The sequence below is a fragment of the Stenotrophomonas sp. STEN035 genome, assembly GCF_056759935.1.
The window spans coordinates 102,381-122,564 of the sequence record NZ_JBRRDY010000006.1 but is presented as its reverse complement, the minus strand read 5'-3'; the positions used below and the strand labels follow the sequence as shown (position 1 = coordinate 122,564).

Annotated in this window: 14 protein-coding genes; 3 read left to right on the top strand and 11 right to left on the bottom strand. The window is 64.7% G+C overall.

The window, feature by feature from the left end; all coding sequences use genetic code 11:
• Positions 1-191: 191 nt before the first annotated feature.
• From ACVOLL_RS04955 to ACVOLL_RS04915, 9 genes are all read right to left on the bottom strand, one after another.
• Complete coding sequence (locus tag ACVOLL_RS04955; protein WP_481511876.1) at positions 192-1,922, bottom strand: carboxypeptidase regulatory-like domain-containing protein; 1,731 nt, start codon at positions 1,920-1,922, stop codon at positions 192-194.
• The gene (locus ACVOLL_RS04950; RefSeq protein WP_481511875.1) at positions 1,919-4,075 is read right to left on the bottom strand and encodes a hypothetical protein; all 2,157 of its coding nucleotides are present in this window, start codon (positions 4,073-4,075) and stop codon (positions 1,919-1,921) included. Before ACVOLL_RS04950 ends, ACVOLL_RS04955 begins: the two co-directional genes overlap by 4 nt.
• Positions 4,072-5,220 (bottom strand): BatA domain-containing protein, encoded by a 1,149-nt coding sequence (locus ACVOLL_RS04945; protein ID WP_481511874.1) that lies wholly within the window; start codon positions 5,218-5,220, stop codon positions 4,072-4,074. Before ACVOLL_RS04945 ends, ACVOLL_RS04950 begins: the two co-directional genes overlap by 4 nt.
• A complete protein-coding gene (locus tag ACVOLL_RS04940) occupies positions 5,217-6,119 on the bottom strand; it encodes a DUF58 domain-containing protein (RefSeq protein WP_481511873.1) in 903 nt (300 codons plus the stop codon). The genes ACVOLL_RS04945 and ACVOLL_RS04940 overlap by 4 nt, the downstream gene beginning before the upstream one ends.
• 19 nt (positions 6,120-6,138) lie before the next feature.
• The gene (locus ACVOLL_RS04935; RefSeq protein ID WP_481511872.1) at positions 6,139-7,122 is read right to left on the bottom strand and encodes an AAA family ATPase; all 984 of its coding nucleotides are present in this window, start codon (positions 7,120-7,122) and stop codon (positions 6,139-6,141) included.
• 16 nt (positions 7,123-7,138) lie between these two features.
• Entirely contained in the window at positions 7,139-7,840 is a 702-nt protein-coding gene (locus ACVOLL_RS04930; RefSeq protein ID WP_282266203.1) for a DUF4159 domain-containing protein, read from the bottom strand.
• A 283-nt stretch (positions 7,841-8,123) separates the two neighbouring features.
• Entirely contained in the window at positions 8,124-9,458 is a 1,335-nt protein-coding gene (locus ACVOLL_RS04925) for a TldD/PmbA family protein (protein ID WP_481511871.1), read from the bottom strand.
• A 21-nt stretch (positions 9,459-9,479) separates the two neighbouring features.
• Positions 9,480-11,114, bottom strand: coding sequence for a TldD/PmbA family protein (locus tag ACVOLL_RS04920; RefSeq protein WP_481511870.1), 1,635 nt, complete (start codon positions 11,112-11,114; stop codon positions 9,480-9,482).
• A gap of 291 nt (positions 11,115-11,405) precedes the next feature.
• Entirely contained in the window at positions 11,406-12,305 is a 900-nt protein-coding gene (locus ACVOLL_RS04915; RefSeq protein WP_481511869.1) for a LysR family transcriptional regulator, read from the bottom strand.
• Between the two features lie 106 nt (positions 12,306-12,411).
• On the opposite strand from ACVOLL_RS04915, the gene ACVOLL_RS04910 reads away from it, so the two are divergent.
• Complete coding sequence (locus tag ACVOLL_RS04910; protein ID WP_481511868.1) at positions 12,412-13,185, top strand: SDR family oxidoreductase; 774 nt, start codon at positions 12,412-12,414, stop codon at positions 13,183-13,185.
• A gap of 216 nt (positions 13,186-13,401) precedes the next feature.
• On the opposite strand, the gene ACVOLL_RS04905 is transcribed toward ACVOLL_RS04910, so the two are convergent.
• Entirely contained in the window at positions 13,402-15,030 is a 1,629-nt protein-coding gene (locus ACVOLL_RS04905) for a TldD/PmbA family protein (RefSeq protein WP_481511867.1), read from the bottom strand.
• 154 nt (positions 15,031-15,184) lie between these two features.
• Here ACVOLL_RS04905 and ACVOLL_RS04900 point away from each other — a divergent pair, with 154 nt between their 5' ends.
• Both ACVOLL_RS04900 and ACVOLL_RS04895 read left to right on the top strand, forming a co-directional pair.
• Entirely contained in the window at positions 15,185-15,820 is a 636-nt protein-coding gene (locus ACVOLL_RS04900; RefSeq protein ID WP_481511866.1) for a DUF938 domain-containing protein, read from the top strand.
• 48 nt (positions 15,821-15,868) lie between these two features.
• Entirely contained in the window at positions 15,869-17,770 is a 1,902-nt protein-coding gene (locus ACVOLL_RS04895; protein WP_481511865.1) for a M61 family metallopeptidase, read from the top strand.
• A gap of 154 nt (positions 17,771-17,924) precedes the next feature.
• Here the strand turns inward: ACVOLL_RS04895 and ACVOLL_RS04890 are convergent, their stop codons facing one another.
• A complete protein-coding gene (locus ACVOLL_RS04890) occupies positions 17,925-20,177 on the bottom strand; it encodes a TonB-dependent receptor (RefSeq protein WP_481511864.1) in 2,253 nt (750 codons plus the stop codon).
• Between the last annotated feature and the right edge of the window lie 7 nt (positions 20,178-20,184).

The window sequence follows — 20,184 nt, the reverse complement described above, 5'->3', positions numbered from 1 at the left end:
AGGTGTTGCTGGATGGGTTGCGCTTGGGTGTGATCGCAATCCGATGCGAAAGGCACCCCTCCCCAACCTACGGCAAAGGGAGGGGCTGATCATGGGCTCCGACACGTTATGTGCTGACTTGCCTGCCCCCGCGAAGGCGGGGGGCGGAAGGGGGCGCTGTTGATGTTGCGCTTTCCAAGCCATCAATCACTTCAGTCTTGCGCTGCCGCTCCACCCGTTCGCCTGCGCTCCAGCCACCAAAGCAAGGAGGCGATAAGCACAAACCCCAGCAGCCACGGCCAACGCGGCCCCGGGATTGGCAGTGGAGCTGTACGCACAGCACCGCCGCTCAATGCAAACGTCGCATCGCGCATCTGTTGCGCATGCAATGCGACTGCTTTCTCCGGATCCAACAGCAGCATGCTCTGCTGCTGTTCGCCTGCTTCAACGCGGTGCCATCCGGCCGTCTGTGGCCATGCCGCAGCACAATTGCCAGCGGAAGGGTCGGGCAGTAGTTCGGTACGGCTGCCGTCCTCGGCGACCATCTGCGCCGGAGCGGTCAGCCCGCAAAGACTGATGCGTTCGCCACTCCAGGCCCAGGCGGGCAATGGCAGCGTGGGCGAATCCGGAAGCGATCGGGCCATGCTCGCCAAGGCGGCGTTCCATAGTTCGGCGTGTGCGTCGGCATGGCCCGAGAGCACCAGCGCATAGCTGTCAGTGATCGGCAGTACGCCAACCCTGCCCAGGCCAAGTGCGCGCCAGCCACCTATCGCGCTGCCGTCGGCGGCGCGCAACAAGGGCACCACATCAGCGCTGCTGAATTCCAGATTGAAGCGCTCGACTGTGAGCACAGCCTTGTTCTGCTCGGCATCGACAAGGCTGCGCAGCGTGACCGGCTTGGTCTGATCGCCGCCGCGTGCCTCCAGGCCCCATTCGCGCAGCGCGCGGCGAGCGCTGCCATCGAGGGAACCGCTGGTACGGACCAGTACACCCAGTCCGCCGCGTATCGCCTCGGTGATCGCCGCACGCTGCGCGGATGACAGGCCCGCAAGCCGGCGCTCATCAAGCAGCAGCAGGTCCAGGCGGGCGAGACTGGCAGCATCGAGAGAGGCCGGCGCATCGCCCATCTGCAGGCCGCCACCGATCAACATGCTGGTCTGCAGCGTTGCGCCGATATCGCTGCCCCAACGTTGCAGATACTTCAGTTCAGGGCCGGGGGCACCGGCGAGCACGCGGATGCTGGGAGCTGTGCTTGCGCGTACACGCACGGGCACCGGAAGTTGGTCCAGCACCTTGCCGCCGGCATCCAACACGCGCAGCGTGAAAACCACATCGCCGGGTTCGCGCGCGCTGGCACGCAAGCTCGCCCGGCCTGCTGCGTCAGTGGCGCTGATATCGACACGATGAGCGGCAGGGTCCAGCAGTTCCACGCGTACTTCAGGCATGCCCTGCACGCGGCTGTGCACGGTGAAGGCTGCACCTGGCGCGAGCAACGGCGGTGCCTGCAATTCCACCAGCCCTCGCGGTGCAGCCGTGGGCAGAAAGCGCAGCGGCGGCAGCGCGTTATCACGATCACGTGCTGGCAGGCCCTGGCCGACGATCACCAGCTCACGTGTGCCTGGGTGCTGGCGTAGCGCGGTGGCAAGATCCGGCACTGCCGTCGCAGACGCCAGCGCCGCTGCTTCCGGCAGGCGCACGTACGTTGCTGCCGGCACCGCCGCAACCTGCGCCGTGCTTGCGCCGGCTGTGGCAACCACCAGCGTTCCAGCACGACCGGAGCGTGATGGTGGATACAGGGTGAGGTACAGCAACGCAGCGGCGGCAAGCTGCAGCAACAGCAAGGCGGCGAGCCGCGGTGTGCGCGGACGTGGCGACAGCGCGAAGCGCAGGCTGCCCAGCGCGACGGCCAGTGCGATCAGGACGAGCGGGAGCCAGGGCGTCATCGTGCTGGCTCCTGCGGTGCCGAGAGTGCTTCAAGGTAGCGACGACCGGCGGCGTCCGCTGCATTGCGGCGCGCGGGCGGCCCGTCGGTGCGACGCAGGGCCGGCCACAGTTGCGCACGCAGTTCGTTGCGGCATGTGCGGCAATCGGGCTGCTGACGCAGCGCGTCTATCGCTGCGACGACGTCCAGCGGATCGGGCACGGCGTTGGGGTGTGCATCCAGCCAACGCGACAACGCATCAAGATCGATGTTCTCGTCGGTGGATGCCAATGCATGCCACGCATTGGCGACGACGGCATCACCCGCTGGACGCGCCGCCAGCTGCACAGCGCGATTGCCAAGCCCATCGCGCTTGCCGGTCATGCGCCGGGCCATGTCGATGGACGGTAGTTCACTGCCCACGCGCGCCAGATAGATACGCTCGGCCTGCTGCACCTGCTTGATGAAGGCCAGGGCTTTGTACGCGTAAGGCAGCGCCTGGTCCGGGTGGCCCTGGCGCAGGTGGCCCTCGGACTGCCACATCTGGTCGAGCGCGGACTTGAGGATGGCGCGGGTCTGCGGATCGAGCAGGGTGGCGGCCTCGGCATGGTCGTGGGTATGGCCGTACTCGGACAGCACGTCGGTGGCGCTGCCGAACACCGGTGTGCTTTCAGCTGCGCCGCCGTGGGCGTGGCCGTGTCCATCATCTTCCGCATGATCGGCGTGATCCGCATGTCCTTCGGCGCTGGCGGCATCGCTGGTAGGCAGGTCGCCGGTCGGCGGTGCCTTCGCACCACCCTCGGCTTCCTCGCCGAGGAACTGGCCGTAACGCAGGCGCAGGATGCGCTGGTCCACGCCGATCGCATCGGAGCGCTTGATGAAGGTGTCCGCATCGAGGCTGCCGCGCTGCTTGAGCAGCGCTTCGGCGTCGATGATGATCTGCCGCTGGCTGCGGAAGTAGGCCGGCATCACCTTCTTGATCGCGCCTTCCAGATCGCTGGCCTGCACCTGCTGTTCGCTGGGCAGGCGCAGGATCAGGCTGGCGCTGCGTGCGTCCTGCGGCTGCGGGTTGCGGTTGTCACGCACGGTAAGCCGCGCGACTACTTCGTCACCCGGCTCAAGGCCTAGTGCAGCCAGGTCGGCGCTGTAGGCAAAGCGTCGCGCCGTCGCCGGGCCGCTGCCGCTCAGTGTCAGCTGGCGCTGCTGGAAAGTGATGTTCTCGCCGCTGCCTTTTGCGGTGGTGATATCCAGCGTCGCGGCGCTGTTCACGCCGAAATCATCGCTGGCTTCAAAACGCAGTTGCCACGAGCGCTGACGCGGTGCTGCCTGGTTGAGTGTCTGCGCTGGCTCGATCACCTTGACCTGCGGCGGACGGTCCACCACCACATCGAGGCGATAGGCGCGTCCGGCGGCTGCCATCGCCGGTTCGGTCTGGATGCGGTACAGGCCCGCACGCTGCAACACCTCGCTAGCGCGCCAGTAATCGCCATCGCGCTGCAATGCCAGCCGGCGGCCGTCGTGGAACTGCAGCCACGCGTGCTGCGGCTGCGGTGCGAACTGCAGACGCCACTGTAGGCGGCTGCCTTGCAGGGCGCCTGCATCGAGTTTGTCGCCGGAGCTTGCTGCCTGGCCGCTGTACGCCGGGGGCGTGATCTGCAGCCAGCTGCCGCGCAATGTGGGCGCGCTGTTCGCCGCGACGCTGCCAGCCTGGCTTACATCAGCACCAGCGGGTGCATTGACCACACCGCGCGGCCATAGCAGTGCAGCCGCCGCTATCAGCACGGCAACCAGAAAGCACAGCAACAGGCGTGGCAAAGGCCAGCGAGGACGCAGGTCTGGCGGATTGCTTTGCAGGCGCTGCTCGATATGACGGCGCTGGCGTTGCTGCAGTGGGTTGAGCGTGGACGCTGCAGCGAACAGCAGATCGGCGCTGTCTTCGAAGCGCGGATGATCGTTCAGACGTGCGACCAGCCAGCGCGCATCCAGCCGCCGCGCACGCCAGACCGCGATACCTGCGACCACAAGCAAGGCAAGCGTGCCGATGATGTAACCTGCATCGAAGCCGAGCACGCGCGTGGCCAGCAAACTGACAGCCAGGGCCAAGGGCAGGCCGCCTGACAAGGCAATCAGCAGCGTGCGTCGGCGTGCGGCGCGCAGCAGAGAAGACGCGCTCATGCCTGGCCTCGTCCGCGCGGTGCACTGGCCAGCCAGCGCTCAAGCAGGAACAACAGGGCGATTGCCAATAGCAGCCAGTGGCTCAGCTCGGTTGCGGGCTGCGGATACGGCGTAGCGCCGGTGCTCGGCTGCATGGTCGCTGCAGGCGCGCGCCGTGGCGTGGGCGCAGCCTGCAGCACGGCGCGCAGGTCGCTCGGGAAATCCGCATCAAGCAAAACAGGCAGGCTTGCCGGCTGCAGCTGCGCCGCCCAGCGCAGCCATTGGCCTTGTGGCGTGCTGATCTGTTCAATGACCAGTACGCCGTTGGTATCGCGCCATAGCGGCGTGCGTTGGGCGTCGGCGGGAACCGGCGTGCGTGCATCTACCAGCAGGCGGCCGCCGCGTTGCAGCCATTCGCTTGTATCGGCCGTTAGCGGCTTGGCCGTCAGCCAGACGCGCAGCCTGTCGTCTTTGCTGAAGGCGACGCTGTCGTCTGCCGTCTCTGGTTTGGTTCCACGCCATGCGCTGGCAACCGCATTGAGATAGCGCATGCCTTGCTTGCCAGCTTCGTCGTGACGGATCTGCAGTTCAGGCGCGGCAATGACGACTGGCTTGGTGGCGGCAGCATTCTGCTCCAGCACCTGCCAGTGCACCGTACGCGAGAGCTGTGGCCGTTGCGCATCCAGCCCATCGAGTACCGACGGGACAACCACGGTGAGTGCAGCATCAGCTGGCAGCGAGGCGTCCAGCTCACGCAACAGGCTGGACAGTGGCTCCGAGTCCTGCGGAGCTGCAGTCTTGTCGATGGATGGGAAGCCCGCTGCCAGCCACAACCACTGCGCATCGGCACTGCCAACGCTGCGTTGGGCCGCGGCAAGATCAACACCGGGCAATACGGCGATGCGCGGCTGCGTATCAAGCACACCGGTCAATGCCGGCCGTGCCAACAGCATCGCCAGCAAGGCAAGCAGCAGCAGGCGCAGCACCAGCAGCGGCCATTCGTCGAAGCGGATGCGGCGGCGCGGACGTGGTTTGGCCGACAGCCAGCGCAGCGCGGCGAAGTCGATGATGCGCTGCTCGCTGCGGCGGGCGAGGTGGATGAGCAGCGGCAGCAGCAGTGCTGCCAATGCCAGGAAACCGGCCGGGAACAGCCACAGCAGGCTCATGAGCCGCTCCCGGTACGGCGCCCGAACAGACGTTTCAAGGGTGCATCGATGGTTTCATCGAGATAGGCGGTGTCATGGCGGATACCGGCGGCCTGCAGCCGCGCATCCAACACACGTTGTGCTTCCTTGAAGCGGGCGAGGTATTCGCCGCGCACCGTTGCGCCATCACTGAGCAGCTCATCGCTGGTTTCCGGGTCGCGGAAGCGATGGCCATCGCGGAACGGAAAATCGCGTTCCTCCACCGTCAACAGCTGCAGGTGTACGACGTCGCGGCCGGCCTTTGCCAGGCGCTCGGCTAGTTCGATGCCCGCTGCATCAAAGCCGTCGCCGATCATCACCACCAGGTCGTTGCTGGAGATGCGTTCCCACAATGGCGACAGCTTCTGTTGTGGCGGCCATTGCCCTGCAGCCTTCAACGCATGCAGCTGCAGGTGCAGCCGATCACGTTGGCGCAGGCCGTTTCCGGTCGGCAGCAACTGCACGCCATCACCGCCGAGTGCGATCAGGCCGAAGGCATCGCCTTGCTGCATCGCCAGCTCGGCGAGGCAGGCGACCAGTGCCTTGGCCGCGTCCAGGCGCTGCCAGTCGGGCCGTGCCTGATCGGCCTGTGCCATCGAGGCGCTGGCATCGAGCAGCAGCCACACGGTGATCGGGCTTTCGCGTTCGGACTCGCGCACGAAGAAACGGTCCGAGCGCGCATAAAGCTTCCAGTCGATCTGCCGCAGCTCATCGCCTGGCTCGTAGGCGCGGTATTGCGCGAATTCCAAGCCGGCACCGCGGCTGCGGCTGGCATGTGCGCCGATGCCACGGCCGCCACTGGCCCGCTGCGGCCACAGTCTTAGGCTGCGCAGGCGACTGCGCACATCGGCGGGGATCAGCGGTGGCGTGGGAGCGCTCATGGTGTTCGAACGTTGCGAATCAGGCCGGGAACGGCACCGCACGCAGCAGCGCGGCGATTACGTCATCGGCACTCTTGTGCTCGGCCTCGGCAGCGAACGACAACAGCAGGCGATGGCGCATCACCGGTGCCGCCAAGGCCTGCACATCCTCGCGGGTGGCGGCGAAGCGGCCCTGCAGCAGGGCGCGTGCCTTGGCGGCGAGCACCAGTGACTGACCGGCGCGCGGGCCGGCGCCCCATTTGATCCAGTTGTTTACTTCGGCAGGTGCGCCGTCGCCAGGGCGGCTGGCGCGGACCAAGCGGGTGATCCAGCTCAGCAGGCCCGGGCTGATATGCACTTCACGCACGGCGGCCTGCAGTGCCTTTACCGCTTCGGCATCCATCACCTTGGGCACGGCGCCGCTGTGGCTGCCGGTGGTCTGGGCGAGGATGTCGCGTTCTTCGGTTTCGCTCGGGTAGTCGACGCGCACATGCAGCAGGAAGCGGTCCAGCTGGGCTTCCGGCAGCGGATAGGTACCTGCCTGCTCGATCGGGTTCTGCGTGGCCAGCACGAAGAACAGCGAGGGCAGGGCATAGGTGGTGCCGGCGTAGCTGACGGTGCGTTCCTGCATCGCTTCCAGCAGCGCGGCCTGGGTCTTGGGTGGGGTGCGGTTGAGTTCGTCGGCCAGCAGCAGGTTGGTGAAGATCGGCCCTTGCTGGAAGCGGAACGCGCGCTTGCCGGTGCCATGGTCTTCTTCCAGCAGCTCGGTACCGAGGATGTCGCTGGGCATCAGGTCGGGGGTGAACTGCACGCGCCGGAACTGCAGCTCAAGCGCTTGCCCGAGCGAGCGTACCAGCAGGGTCTTGCCGAGGCCGGGCGCACCTTCGAGCAGGCAATGGCCGCCGGCCAGCAGGCCGATCAGCAGTTGTTCGACAACCTCGTGCTGGCCAACCACGGCCTGTGCGAGCGCGCTGCGCAGCTCGTTCAAGCGCGGCAGCAGAGAGTCCAGATCGGGGGCGGTCATGCGGTCACCTGTGGGGTCAGTGCGTCAGTGCGTACATCACGATGTTCACGCCGAACTTGGTGTTGTCTTCGGCCAGGAAGCGTTTGTTGCGCCAGTCGTAGTCCCATTCGCAACCGTAGTCCTTGTTGCTGTAGAGCACGCCCAGCCGGCCATCGATCTCGATGCCCTTGAGGTAGTCGTGGACCAGGTCATCACCCCAGCCGTTGAGTTCGAAACCGGTGGCTGGTGGGCCTTCGGGGAACTTGAAGAAGCTGTTGTAGATGGCGTGGGTGTTGGGCAGTTTCTTCATTGCGCTGGCGCCGAAGATGCTGCGCATCTGTGCTTCGAAGGAGGTTGCGAACAGGCCGTCGATGTCGTGGTTGCAGTCGTCGACGAAGACGAAGCCGCCGTTGCGCACATAGCGCTCGAAGTTGCGGCGTTCTTCCGGATTGAACTCGACCAGCTTGTGCCCAGCCAGGTAGCAGAACGGTGCGGCCAGCATCTTCGGGTCGGACAGCGCGATGACGTGTTCCTTTGGGTCCACGCGCAGCGTTGTGTAATCGACCAGCGAGGTGATCAGGTTGGACGGCATGCGCGCGTCCACGTCCCAGTCACCGGAGTCGTAGCGCAGGCGGGTGAACCAGAAGTCGTAGCGGCTGGCCTGCGCGCTTGCGATGCCCGGCAAGGCGGCGCTCACCGCGCCGCCCAGCAGCAGGTGAAGGAATTGCGCTCGCGTCAGACGGGGTGGGGACAAGGGCGAAAATCTCGAAGTACTGGAGCCCCTCTCCCGCACGCGGGAGAGGGGTTGGGGGGAGGGCGCTCTTGAAGCACGTAGAGCAAAAGCTCCCCTCATCCGCCCCTTTCGGGGCACCTTCTCCCGCAGGCGGGAGAAGGGATGAAGCAACTGCAACTGCTAAAGCCAAAAGCCAAAGCCAAAAGCCAAAGCCAAAGCAAAGAGCCAAAGCAAAGAGCCAAAGCTAAAAGCTAAAAGCTAAAAGCTAAAAGCTAAAAGCTAAAAGCCCTTACACCGCATCCGACAACGACGTAAACGTGAAATCACGCAGCTTCATCGGCGGGATCATCATCACGAAGCTCGACTCATCACCAGCCACACGCACCGGCTTGCCCAGTTCATCGATGTTGTTGAGCATGATCACCGGCGATTCGTTGAAGCGGAAATTCTTCACCGGGTGCTTGATCTGGCCGTTCTCGATGTAGAAGGTACCGTCACGGGTCAGGCCGGTCAGCAGCACGGTCTGCGGGTCGACCATGCGGATGTACCAGGTGCGGGTGACCAGGATGCCTTTCTCGGTGCCACGCACCAGTTCGGCAATCGATTTGGTTCCGCCGCTCATCAGCAGGTTGCCGGCGCTGGCCTTGGCCGTCTTGCCCTGCTTCTGTGCCCAGTAGCGCGAGTAATCCAGGTTGGCGACCTTGCCGTCCTCGATGATGGCGATACGTTCGCGCGGCAGGCCTTCGCCATCCCACGGCAGCACCGCTGCGTCCGGATGCCACGGATCGGCGAACAGGTTGACCTTGCTGTCGTAGACCTGCTCACCCAGCTTGTTGCCGCCGCCCTTCTTGGACAGGAAGCTGCGGCCTTCATCTGCCGAGCGTGCGCTGAAGAAATTCATCATGAAGCTGATCAGGCCAGCAGCGGCTGCCGGCTCCAGGATCACCGTGTACTTGCCCGGCTCCAGTGCCTTGGCTTCGGCCGATTCGGTGGCCTTGCGCTTGGCGATCTCGATGTCCTGGTCGGCCTTGAAGTCGGCAGCATTGGCGAGGTTGCGACCAACCCAGCCCGAGCCGCGGCCGTCTTCGGTGCGCACGGTGCAGGTGTAATTGAAGTTGGTGGTCTTCTGGTAACCGAAGTTGCCATTGCTGTTGGCGATGGCGACGAAGCCGTTGCCGTCTTCCAGGAAGCCAGCAGCGATCAGGCCGTGGCCGCGGCACGGGGTGATAGAGTCAGCAGCCACCTGGGCGCGGAATTCCGGGGTGATTGCCGCGGTCGATTCGCTGAAGGTCGGGCTCGAACGGTATTGCTGCTTGCCGATGGCCGGCATGAATTCCGGGTTCTCCGGCGCCAGCTTGGCCAGGTCTTCGGCACGGCGCACCACGCGCTCCAGCGAAGCGTCGTCGAACTCGTTGATCGAGGCGGTGCCAACGCGCTTGCCGAAGGCAACCTGCACGGCGAGTTCTGCATTGCTGACGATGCCGCTGGTGGAGACGTTGTTCAGCGCGAAACGGATGTTGCCGTCGACCGAGCCGGCCAGCGTGGCAGTGCATTCATCGGCCTTGGACAGCGCGATGACCTTGTCCAGGATGGTCTTGGCTTCCTGTTCGGTGAAGATGATCATGGTTCAAAAGCTCCTTGACGATCAGCCGAGGCTGCGCGCGGTATTGATGACGTTGATGCCGTCGAAACGGGCGGTGGACGAGCCGTGCGACACGGCCGAGACCTGGCCCGGTTGGCCCTTGCCGTCGAAGAACGAACCGCCCAGGCGGTAGTCGCGTTCGTCGGCGATGGCGCTGCAGGCGTTCCAGAATTCCGGTGTGCGGATCTGGTAGGCGACGTCCTCGAGCATGCGGGTGATCTGTCCGTTCTTGATTTCATAGAACAGCTGGCCACCGAACTGCGCGTTGTAGCGCTGCTGGTCGATGGAGAACGAACCGTCGCCGATGATGTAGATGCCGTTCTCGACGTTCTTGATCATGTCGGCCACCGACAACGGGGTCTTGCCCGGCGCCAGCGACACATTGGCCATGCGCTGGAACTGCACGCTGGACCAGGAGTCGGCATAGCAGCAACCATCGGACTCGGTCTTGCCGAGGATATGCGCCTGATCGCGGATGGTCTGGTAGTCGACCAGCTTGCCGTCGCTGATCAGCGGCCAGCGCTTGGTCTTCACGCCTTCGTCGTCGTAGGCAACGGCACCGAGCGAACCCGGTTGGGTCTTGTCGGCGAAGATGTTGACCTTGTCGCTGCCGTACTGGAAGCGCGCCTCGCGCTTGTCCAGGGTGGCGAAGCTGGTACCGGCGTAGTTGGCTTCGTAACCGAGCACGCGATCCAGTTCCAGCGGATGGCCGACGGCTTCGTGGATGGTCAGCCAGGTGTGCGACGGATCCAGAATCAGATCGTACTTGCCCGGCTTGACCGACGGTGCCTTGAGCTTTTCCTGCGTCTGCTTGGCGGCGGCGATGGCGTCTTCGCGCATGTCATAGGACTGGCCGTAGACGGTGACGCCGTTGGGCAGCACGGTCTTGCCGGAGGCATCGCCATCCAGGTATTCGTAGCCCAGGCCCATCGGCGAGGACAGACCTGCGCGGGTACGGAACTTGCCGCTGGCCTTGTCGATGGCGGTGACCGTCATCGGTGCCCAGATGCGGTGCACGTCCTGGTCGATGTAGGAGCCGTCGGTGGAAGCGAAGTACTTCTGCTCGTTGACCAGGAACAGCATGGAGTTGACGAAGCTGGCGCCGGCACCGAGGGCGGCGGCATTCACGCCCAGCAGCAGATCGGCCTTGTCCTTGATCGGCACTTCCATCGCGTTCTTCTTGATCGGCGTGCGCCAGCTGACCTCGCCGTAACCCGGTGCCTTGGCGAACTGCACCGGTGCGGTCTGCACCTTGGCATTGGCCTTGGCGATGGCGGCGGCCTGCTGTGCGGCCTTGACCACGCCGGCCGGGCTCAGGTCATTGGTGGCGGCAAAGCCCCAGGCACCGTTGACGATGACGCGGATGCCGGTGCCGGTGGATTCGGTATTCACCACGTTCTGGACTTTGTCCTCGCGGGTGATCACGAACTGGCGCAGGTAGCGGCCGATGCGCACGTCGCAATAAGTGGCACCGGCGGCGCGTGCTGCATTGAGCGCGTCATCGGCCAGGCGCTTCTTGATGGCCGGATCGAGCACGGTCAACAGTTGTTCGGCGGCGATGGCCTTGCCGAAGAAGGACGGCACCATCAGGCCGCCAGCGGTAAGCCCGGTCAGGGCTAGGAAGTCACGTCTCTGCAAGGCTGCTCTCCACGGGGCAAGGCCCGCGAGGCGGGCGCTACGGCAACAAACGACGGTGGCTTCGCGGTGTTCTGCGAACTGTTCGATTTTTGCGGTCAGGTGTTTTTAGCGGTAGTGACTTTAGGCATGGACTGGCGATTTATTTGGGATTTCTGCGAACAGCTCACCCCACCCAACCCTACCCCTCCGCCTGTTGCCAGAAGGACGCGGGCTTACTCCCTCCCTTTCGCACAGCGAAGGGGAGGGAGGGGGAGGGGTACGCTTTTGCCCGCGAGCAGGCAAAGCATCCAATCACCCAGCCACTTCCACCAACACCCGCTGCATCCAATCTACGAATACCCGCAGTCGCTGCGAAGGATGGCGGCGGTGCGGAAACAGCAGATGCATCGGCATTGGATCGGCGCGATACGCAGGCATCACTTCCAGCAGGCTGCCAGCCGCCAGCTCGGCGCGCACGTCATAGACAGGTATCTGGATCATCCCCAAGCCGGCGATGCAGCAGGCGATATAGGCCTCGGCACTGCTGACGGTGACCCGCCCCGCCAAGGGTTGGCTGCGCAGGACGCCGTTTTCGCGCCACTCCCAGGCTTCCACCCGGCCGTTGCCGGGCGAGGCATACAGCACGCCCCAGTGTGTACCCAGCTGCGAGGGATGGGTGGGAAGGCCATGCCGCTCCACATATGCAGGACTGGCCACATTGATCAGCGGCAGCTGGCCCATGCTGCGCGCCACCAGCCGTGAGTCCTGCAACGGACCTACCCGCAACGCGCAATCCACGCCGTCCTCGATCAGATCGATGCTGCGATCGGTCATGCCCAGTTCGACGTCGATCTGCGGAAACGCCTGCAGGAAGGTGGGCAATGCCGGAGCGATGATCAGGCGACCGATGCGGCCGGGCACGTCCACCTTGATCCGCCCAGTGAGCGCTTGCGGTGATTGCCGGAACAACTGCTCGGCCTCGTCCGCGTCGGCGATCAACTGCTGGCAGCGGGCATGGAACAGCAACCCATCCTGAGTTGGCGTGACCCGGCGGGTGGTGCGGTGGAGTAGGCGCGTGCCGAGCCGCTGCTCCAGCGTGCGGACTGCCTCGGACACGGTGGAGCGCGGCAGCTTGAGCTGGTCGGCGGCGCGGGTGAAGCCGACGCAGTCCACTACCCGCACGAAGACGCGGTACAGCTCGATACGATCCATGGCAATTGTCCGGATATGCCGACAAGTGAAGTCAGAATGACCGGCTTTATCCGGAAAACCAAGTCGATACGCTCTGTTGGCATTCCCTCAGCCACAGGAGCAAGCCATGACCGACCATCGCATCCACGGCAAGACCGTCCTCATCGCCGGCGGCGGCAAGAACCTGGGCGGCTTGTTGGCCCGTGATTTCGCCAGTCAAGGCGCCAGCGGCGTCGCCATCCACTACAACAGTGAGGCCGCGCGAGAAGAGGCCGAGGCCACTGCCGAAGCCGTACGCGCAGCCGGTGCTAATGCACATCTGTTCCAGGCCGACCTGACCTCGGCTGCGGCGATGGAGCAGCTGTTCGATGACGCGAAGCAGGCCATGGGGCGCATCGATATCGCCATCAACACGGTCGGCAAGGTGCTGAAGAAGCAGATGACGCAGATCAGCGAGGCCGAGTTCGATGCGATGGACGCGGTGAACAACAAGGCTGCGTTCTTCTTCTTGAAGGAAGCCGGCCGCAACCTCGCCGACAACGGCAAGGTGTGCACGCTGGTAACCTCGTTGCTGGGTGCATTCACCCCGTTTTATTCCAGCTATGCCGGCACCAAGGCGCCGGTGGAGCATTACACCCGCGCGGCGGCCAAGGAGTTTGGCGAGCGCGGGATATCAGTGACGGCGATTGGCCCGGGACCGATGGATACCTCGTTCTTCTACCCGGCCGAAGGTGCCGATGCGGTGGCCTATCACAAGACTGCAGCGGCGCTGTCGCCGTTCTCCAAGACCGGGCTGACCGACATCGAGGACATCGTGCCGTGGGTGCGCTTCCTGGTATCTGAAGGCTGGTGGATGACTGGGCAGACGATTTTGGTCAATGGTGGCTATACGACGCGCTGAGGCTGCTGACCTTCTCCCTTCGGGAGAAGGTGCCCCGAAGGGGCGGATGAGGGTAAGGCCGAAGTCCGTGCGGCGGGCATCAATGGCGGCAGATAGATTGCGTCGTACTTGAACATCCGCCGATGCTTCCATCGCCATTGCTCGCAGTCCGCTGCAGCGAGCTTTCGCCGTACCCTCACCCCAACCCCTCTCCCGATGGGAGAGGGGCTTTGTGCATCAGCCGAGGCTGCGCGCCGTATTGATGATGTTCACGCCATCAAAGCGCGTGGTAGCCGAACCATGCGAAACCGCAGAGACCTGCCCAGGCTGGCCCTTGCCGTCAAAGAACGAACCGCCCATGCGGAAATCGCGCTCATCGCAGATCGCGCTGCAGGCATTCCAGAATTCAGGCGTGCGGATCTGGTAGGCCGCATCCTCGACCATGCCGGCGATCTCGCCGTTCTTGATCTGGTAGCAGAGCTGCCCACCAAACTGTGCGTTGTAACGCTGCTGGTCGATGGAGTACGAACCACGGCCGTGGATATAGATGCCGTTCTCCACGTCCTTGACCATCTGCGCCGGGGTCAACGGCGTCTTGCCCGGTGCCAGCGACACATTGGCCATGCGCTGGAACTGCACGCTCTTCCACGAGTCGGCATAGCTGCAACCATGCGAGGCGTTCTCGCCGAGGATGTGCACCTCATCGCGGGTGGCCTGGTAATTGACCAGGATGCCGTCCTTGACCAGATCCCACTGCTTGGTCTTCACGCCTTCATCGTCATAGCCCACCGCACCCAGGCTGTAAGGCACGGTCTTGTCGGCGGTGAAGTTGACGATGTCGCTGCCCCAGCGGAAGCCGGCCTCGCGCTTGTCCAGCGTGGCGAAGCTGGTGCCCGCGTAGTTGGCTTCATAGCCCAGCACGCGGTCCAGCTCCAAAGGATGGCCAACGTTCTCGTGGATGGTCAGGAACAGGTTGGATGGGTCCAGCACCAGGTCGTACTTGCCCGGCTTCACCGACGGCGCAGTGAGCTTGGCGCGCGCCTGTTTGGCAGCGGCGATGGCATCTTCCACCGGATCGTAGGAATGGCCGTAGGCCACCACGCCGCCGGGCAGCTGGTGCTTGTCGGCGGCATTGCCGTCGAGGAACTCCCAACCCATGCCGGCCGGTGCCGACAGCCCGGCGCGGGTGCGGAACTTGCCGCTGGCCTTGTCGATGGCGGTGGCAGTGAAAGGCAACCAGATGCGGTGCACGTCCTGGTCGATCCACGAGCCATCGCTGGAGGCGAAGTACTTCTGCTCGTTGACCAGGAACAGCTGCGAGTTGATGAAGCTGGCGCCGGCGTTGATCGCCGCCGCATTGATCGACAGCAGCAGCTCGACCTTGTCCTTGACCGGCACCGCCATCGCGTTCTGGCGGATCGGCGTCTTCCACTGCACCTCACCCACACCCGGCGTGGGCGCCAGCTGCACCGGCTTGGTCTGCACCTTGGCGTTGGCACGGGCAATGGCCAGCGCCTGCGCCACGGCGGTTGCAACGCCCTGCGCGGTTGACTGGTTGCTGGCGGCAAAGCCCCAGGCACCATTGACGATCACGCGGATGCCGACACCGGCCGACTCGCTGTTGGTGACGTTCTGCACCTTGTCTTCGCGGGTGACGATGGCCTGGTTGAGGTAGCGGCCGATGCGCACATCGCAGTAGCTGGCGCCGCCCTGCTTGGCCAGCGCCAGCACGGTGTCGGCCAGCAGCTTCTTCTTGGCCACATCGGCCGGGGCCAATAATTCTTCGGCGGCAATCAGCTGTGCATTGGGCAGCATGAAGCCGGCGAGGCCGAGGCCGGAGAGCGAAAGAAACTGGCGGCGTTGCATGAGGGGCGGAACTCCAGAGCCAGCGATGCAATGCATCGCACAAGACCCTTGAATCTCGGCGGCGCGGGGGTTCACGCACAAGTGACCATGGTCATGCATGGCGGTAAACAGGCACTGCGGCACAATCTGCGCAGCATTCCCCGGGCCCCACGCGATGACCAGCAAGCCGTACTCCGAATCCTGCGAGCGCAACAGCGCGCCCATCCTGAAGGTGCTGCAGCAGCACCTGGGCCAGGCCCGCACTGTACTGGAGATCGGCAGTGGCACCGGTCAGCATGCCGTGCATTTCGCCGGCGCGATGCCGGGGCTGCGCTGGCAGGCCAGCGATCACCGCGACGACCTGCCCGGGATACGCCAATGGCTGGACGAGGCGGCGCTGCCGAATACGCCTGCGCCGCTGGAACTGCAGGCAGTGATTGGCGAAGGCCTGCAGCCCCTGCCGCCGCTGCCGGTGCATGACGGCGTGGCTGGCTTCGATGCCGTATTCACTGCCAACACCCTGCACATCATGGGCTGGGAGGAAGTAAAGGCGTTGTTTGCCAGGGTGCCGTCGCTGATGGCGCCAGAAGGGTTGTTGGTCGCCTATGGCCCGTTCAACTACAACGGTGCCTTCACCAGCGACAGCAACCGCAACTTCGATGGCTGGCTGAAGGCGCGCGATCCGCGCTCTGGCATCCGCGATTTCGAGGCGGTTGATGCCTTGGCACGCGCGCAGCAGCTGGAACTGCGCGAGGACGTGGCGATGCCGGCCAACAACCGCTGCCTGGTATGGCGACGGATGCCCGTTTGAAGCCGGGCGGGCTAGGATGCGAAGACTTCAGGCAAGGGGCGGGGCGTGATGCAGGGACGTAAGTGGTTGGTGGCGATGGTGCTGGGCCTTGTTCCGCTGGCGGGCCTGCAGGCGCAGCCGTTGGATGCGCGGGCAGCGGCGATGCAGGTGCAGGCAAGCTACCCGGGCGTGATCGAGCTGGATGTGGATGCCAGCGACATCCAGCGCCGCATCCAGCGCGTGCACCAGCGCATTCCGGTATCGGCCGGTGCGCTGACCCTGTGGTATCCGCAGTGGATACCAGGCAATCACGCGCCAACTGGCCCGATCAACCAGATGGCCGGGCTGGTCATCCGCGGCAACGGCCAGGTGCTGCAGTGGACGCGCGATTCGGGCGACATGTATGCGTTCAAGCTGCAGGTGCCGGAAGGCGTCGGCGTGCTGGATATCGAGTTCCAGTACCTGTCACCGACTGCCAGCGACCAGGGCCGGGTGGCGATGACGCCGAACATGCTCGACCTGCAATGGCACCGGGTGCTGCTGTACCCGGCCGGCTATGACGCACGCGGCATCCAGGTAAAGCCCAGCCTGCGTCTGCCCGACGGCTGGCAGAGCGGCACCGCGCTGGATGTTGCGCAGCGCAGCGGCGGCAACGAACAGTACGCGCCGGTGTCGCTGATGACCTTGATCGATTCGCCGGTGTTCGCCGGCCAGTACTTCAAGCGCTTCGCACTGGACGAAGCATCCAAACAGCCGGTGTGGCTGGACGTGGTCGGCGAGAACCCGCAGGGCCTGCAGGCCGATGCCAAGGTGCTGGATGCGCATCGCGCGCTGGTGCGCGAGGCCGATGCAGTATTCGGTTCGCGCCCGTACACGCGCTACAACTTCCTGCTGGCGGTATCGGACGTGTTCAGTGGCATCGGTCTTGAGCATGCGCAGAGCAGCGAGAACGGCATGCACGACGGCTATCTGCGCGGCGAGCGGCCCTTCCTCGACAACGACCTGCTGCCGCACGAATACGCCCACGCCTGGGTAGGAAAGGCATGGCGTCCACGCCCAACCTGGGTGCCGCATTACAACGCGCCGATGCACAACGACGTGTTGTGGATGTACGAAGGCCAGACCCAGTACTGGGCAGTGGTGCTGGCAGCACGTTCCGAACTGTGGAAGCCGGACTATGCGATGGCGATGCTGGCCCAGCTGCAGGCCAACTACGCAACACAGCCGGGCCGGCAATGGCGTGACCTGCACGACACCGTGCACCAGGGCATCCTCGACTTCAATTCCAAGCCGCAGGCATGGGCCGACTGGCAGCGTGCGTTCGAGTTCTATAACGAGAGCACGCTGCTATGGCTGGGCGTGGATGCACGCCTGCGCAGTTTGTCGAAAGGAAAAGTCACGCTGGACGATTTCGCCAAGCGCTTCCACCAGGGCGGAAAGCAGGGTGAGATTCGCCTGTATGACCGCGCCGATGTGATGCGGGGCCTGGAAGCAGTGCAGCCCGGCGACTGGGATGCCTTCATCGGCAGCCGCCTGGATGCCCGCGATGGCAAGGCGCCGGATGGTTTGGCCGCTGCGGGCTGGGAGCTGTACTTCGACGACCAGCCGAATCTGGTGGTTGCCGATGGCGAGGCCGATGGCGCTACCGATCTGCAGTATTCCCTAGGTTTGAAGATCGGCGGTGATGGCGTGCTGCAGGCGGTTGGTTGGGACAGCCCTGCATTCAAGGCAGGCTTGGCCAAGGATGTGACGATTGTTGCGGTAAATGGCCTGGCCTACAGCGGTGGGCGTATCAAGCAGGCGCTGATTGATGGCAAGCAGAACGGCACGCCGATCGAGTTGATCGTACGCCAGGCGGACAGCTTCCGTACTGTGCGTATCGATTACCGCGAAGGGCTGCGGTATCCGCATCTGCGGAGGATTGCAGGGACGGCGGATCTGTTGACGCGGATTTTGGCGGCCAAGCGGTAACGGGCCGCCCCCTTCTCCCGCTGGGAGAAGGTGCCCCAACGGGGCGGATGAGGGTAAGAGCGAAGCCTCGTGAAAAGTATCGCGCGGGCTTCGCCCCAACCCTCACTCCAACCCCTCTCCCGTAGGAGAGGGGCTTCAAGCGAAAGCAACAGCCTCAGTATTCGACCCGATACCCAACCCCAAACGTCCGCCCCTGCGCCGGCACGCTCGACAGCTTGCCGTAGGTCGCTTCCGCCTGCTGCCCATAGACCGTCTTGTAGTCGCGATCAGCCAGGTTGTAGACGCCCACGCTGAAACGCCCACTCGCCAGCGGCAGCTCACCAATCAGATCGAACACCGCATAGCCACGGATTTTCGCCGCCGGCGTCGCGCGGATGGTCGGGCTGACCGAGGCCAGCTGCGCGTCACGCCATGCATCATCGGTACCGCCGACGGCCTGGCCCTGCAGGCGCAGCAAACTATCGTTGGCAAAGCGCCACTGACCATGCACACCTGCCTTCAACGGCGATACACGGAACGCATTGAGCTCGCGCCACTGGCCGGCCGCATCACGGTACTGGCCATGGGTGCTGGCCACGCTGGCACCCAGCTCCAGCTGCGCGGTAGGCGTGTAGCGCAGGTTGGCTTCCACGCCGTAGACGCGCTCGTCGGTATCGGCGACTGACACGCTGTAGTTGCGGTTGAACTGCACGGTCTTGTCCGAGCGGTTGTAGAACGCGGTCACCGCACTCTGCAGCTGCGTGTTGTTCAAGCGCCAGCCCAGCTCGTAGTTGTCGACCTTGATCGGGCCGATATTGCGGCTGTCGATGACGAAGTTGGCTGGCACGTCACGCAGCATGCGCTGCGTATCGGGCAGGCTGAAGCCCTGCGAGAAGTTGGCGAACAACTGCTGCGCATCGCTGAACTTGTAGACCACGCCGGCATTGAACAGCGTCTGCGAATGCCGCACGCGGCCACCGGCCAGCAGCTGCGGCTGATAGCCGGCCACCGCGTCGGCAGTGATCGCCTCGGTGTAGGGCAGTGAATCGTCCACGTTGTTGCGCAGGATCTGGTGGCGCACGCCGGCCTGCACGCTGAAGCGTTCGCTCAGTGCATGGTCGGCCTGCAGGAACAGGCCGGTGGTATCCACGCGCACATCCGGGCCCATCGCGTACTGCGCGGTCGGCACGTAATTCAGGCCGTTGCTGGCGATGAAGCGGTTGATGTCGTACATCTGGCCGCGCTGGCTGTCCTCTTCGCGCTCATGGTCAACGCCGTAGGACAGCTGCAGGCTGCGCCCGCCGATATCGAAACCCTTGTGCAGGGCACTGCGCAGGCCCCAGACGTCGATGTCGGTATTGGACTGCATGGCCACATAGGCATAGCCGCCGGGCAGCGCCGGATGCACCAGAGTCGATACCGACGGGAACCAGCGGCCCTGCTCATTGCGGTAATAGGCTTCCACGCTCAGCTCCTGGCCGCCGAACACATCACGGTTGCGGTATTGCGCATTGACGCCCTGGTGGCGGGTGCGCGGCTGTGCGTTCAACTGCAGGCCATCGACGGCATTGTGGCTGGGCTGGTAGGCGGGATTGAACAGCACTGCCAGGCGCGGGCCGTAGTCCGGGCCGTAGTCGCTGTCCTGCTGGTCGTCATACCAACGCAGGCCCACGCTGAGCTGCTGGGCCGGGCTAAGCGCCCATTCAAGGCGCGCGTTGAGTTCCTTGGTCTCGGTGTCCTGGCGGTCGGTCTGGGCGATCTCCGGGCCGATGCGGCGGCCATGCGCATCCAGCGACGCGCCCTGGCGGCCATAGGCGATACCGAAGGCACCGCTGAAGCTGTCACCGCGCACGGTCATGGTCTGCGCGGCATTCCAGGCCAGGTTGTCGCTGGAAACATCGGAGGGCGTGCGCAGGCCGAGCTGGCTGGCCAGCTGCACCGGCGCGTCGCCCGGCTGCAGGGTGATGATGTTGATGATGCCGCCGCTGGCACCGGCGCCGTACAGCGCGGTGGCACCAGAGATCACCTCGATGCGCTCGATCATCGTCGGCGAGATGCTGTTGAGCTGGCGCGAGCCATCGCGTGCGCCGGTCAGCGGCACGCCATCGATCATCACCTGCACGCTGCGGCCACGCATGGTCATGCCGTAGTTGCTGGTGGTGCCACTGGCCGGTGCCAGCGACGGCACCAGCTGGCCGAGGATGTCGGCGGTACTGCGGCTGGCAGCGGTCTGCTGGGCGATCTGCTCGCGCTCGATGGCGTACACGGTGCCGGCGATCTCGGCCACGCTGCGTGCGCCGCGCACGGCGGTGACGCTGACGGCATCCAGCTGGCGGGTGCCGCTGGTGGTGTTGGCCTGTGCTGCCAGCTGGCCACTGATGGCCAGGCTCAGCAGGGCGAGCGGAAGCGTTGCTGCGGTATGCCGCATGGTGTCC

Bases quoted from the DNA above. Each gene is read 5' to 3' on its own strand.
- ACVOLL_RS04910 (WP_481511868.1), top strand. From the start codon at position 12,412: ATGACCGACCATCGCATCCACGGCAAGACCGTCCTCATCGCCGGCGGC.
- ACVOLL_RS04905 (WP_481511867.1), bottom strand. From the start codon at position 15,030: ATGCAACGCCGCCAGTTTCTTTCGCTCTCCGGCCTCGGCCTCGCCGGC.
- ACVOLL_RS04890 (WP_481511864.1), bottom strand. From the start codon at position 20,177: ATGCGGCATACCGCAGCAACGCTTCCGCTCGCCCTGCTGAGCCTGGCC.
- ACVOLL_RS04895 (WP_481511865.1), top strand. From the start codon at position 15,869: ATGCAGGGACGTAAGTGGTTGGTGGCGATGGTGCTGGGCCTTGTTCCG.
- ACVOLL_RS04945 (WP_481511874.1), bottom strand. From the start codon at position 5,220: ATGAGCCTGCTGTGGCTGTTCCCGGCCGGTTTCCTGGCATTGGCAGCA.
- ACVOLL_RS04900 (WP_481511866.1), top strand. From the start codon at position 15,185: ATGACCAGCAAGCCGTACTCCGAATCCTGCGAGCGCAACAGCGCGCCC.
- ACVOLL_RS04950 (WP_481511875.1), bottom strand. From the start codon at position 4,075: ATGAGCGCGTCTTCTCTGCTGCGCGCCGCACGCCGACGCACGCTGCTG.
- ACVOLL_RS04925 (WP_481511871.1), bottom strand. From the start codon at position 9,458: ATGATCATCTTCACCGAACAGGAAGCCAAGACCATCCTGGACAAGGTC.
- ACVOLL_RS04940 (WP_481511873.1), bottom strand. From the start codon at position 6,119: ATGAGCGCTCCCACGCCACCGCTGATCCCCGCCGATGTGCGCAGTCGC.
- ACVOLL_RS04915 (WP_481511869.1), bottom strand. From the start codon at position 12,305: ATGGATCGTATCGAGCTGTACCGCGTCTTCGTGCGGGTAGTGGACTGC.
- ACVOLL_RS04935 (WP_481511872.1), bottom strand. From the start codon at position 7,122: ATGACCGCCCCCGATCTGGACTCTCTGCTGCCGCGCTTGAACGAGCTG.
- ACVOLL_RS04955 (WP_481511876.1), bottom strand. From the start codon at position 1,922: ATGACGCCCTGGCTCCCGCTCGTCCTGATCGCACTGGCCGTCGCGCTG.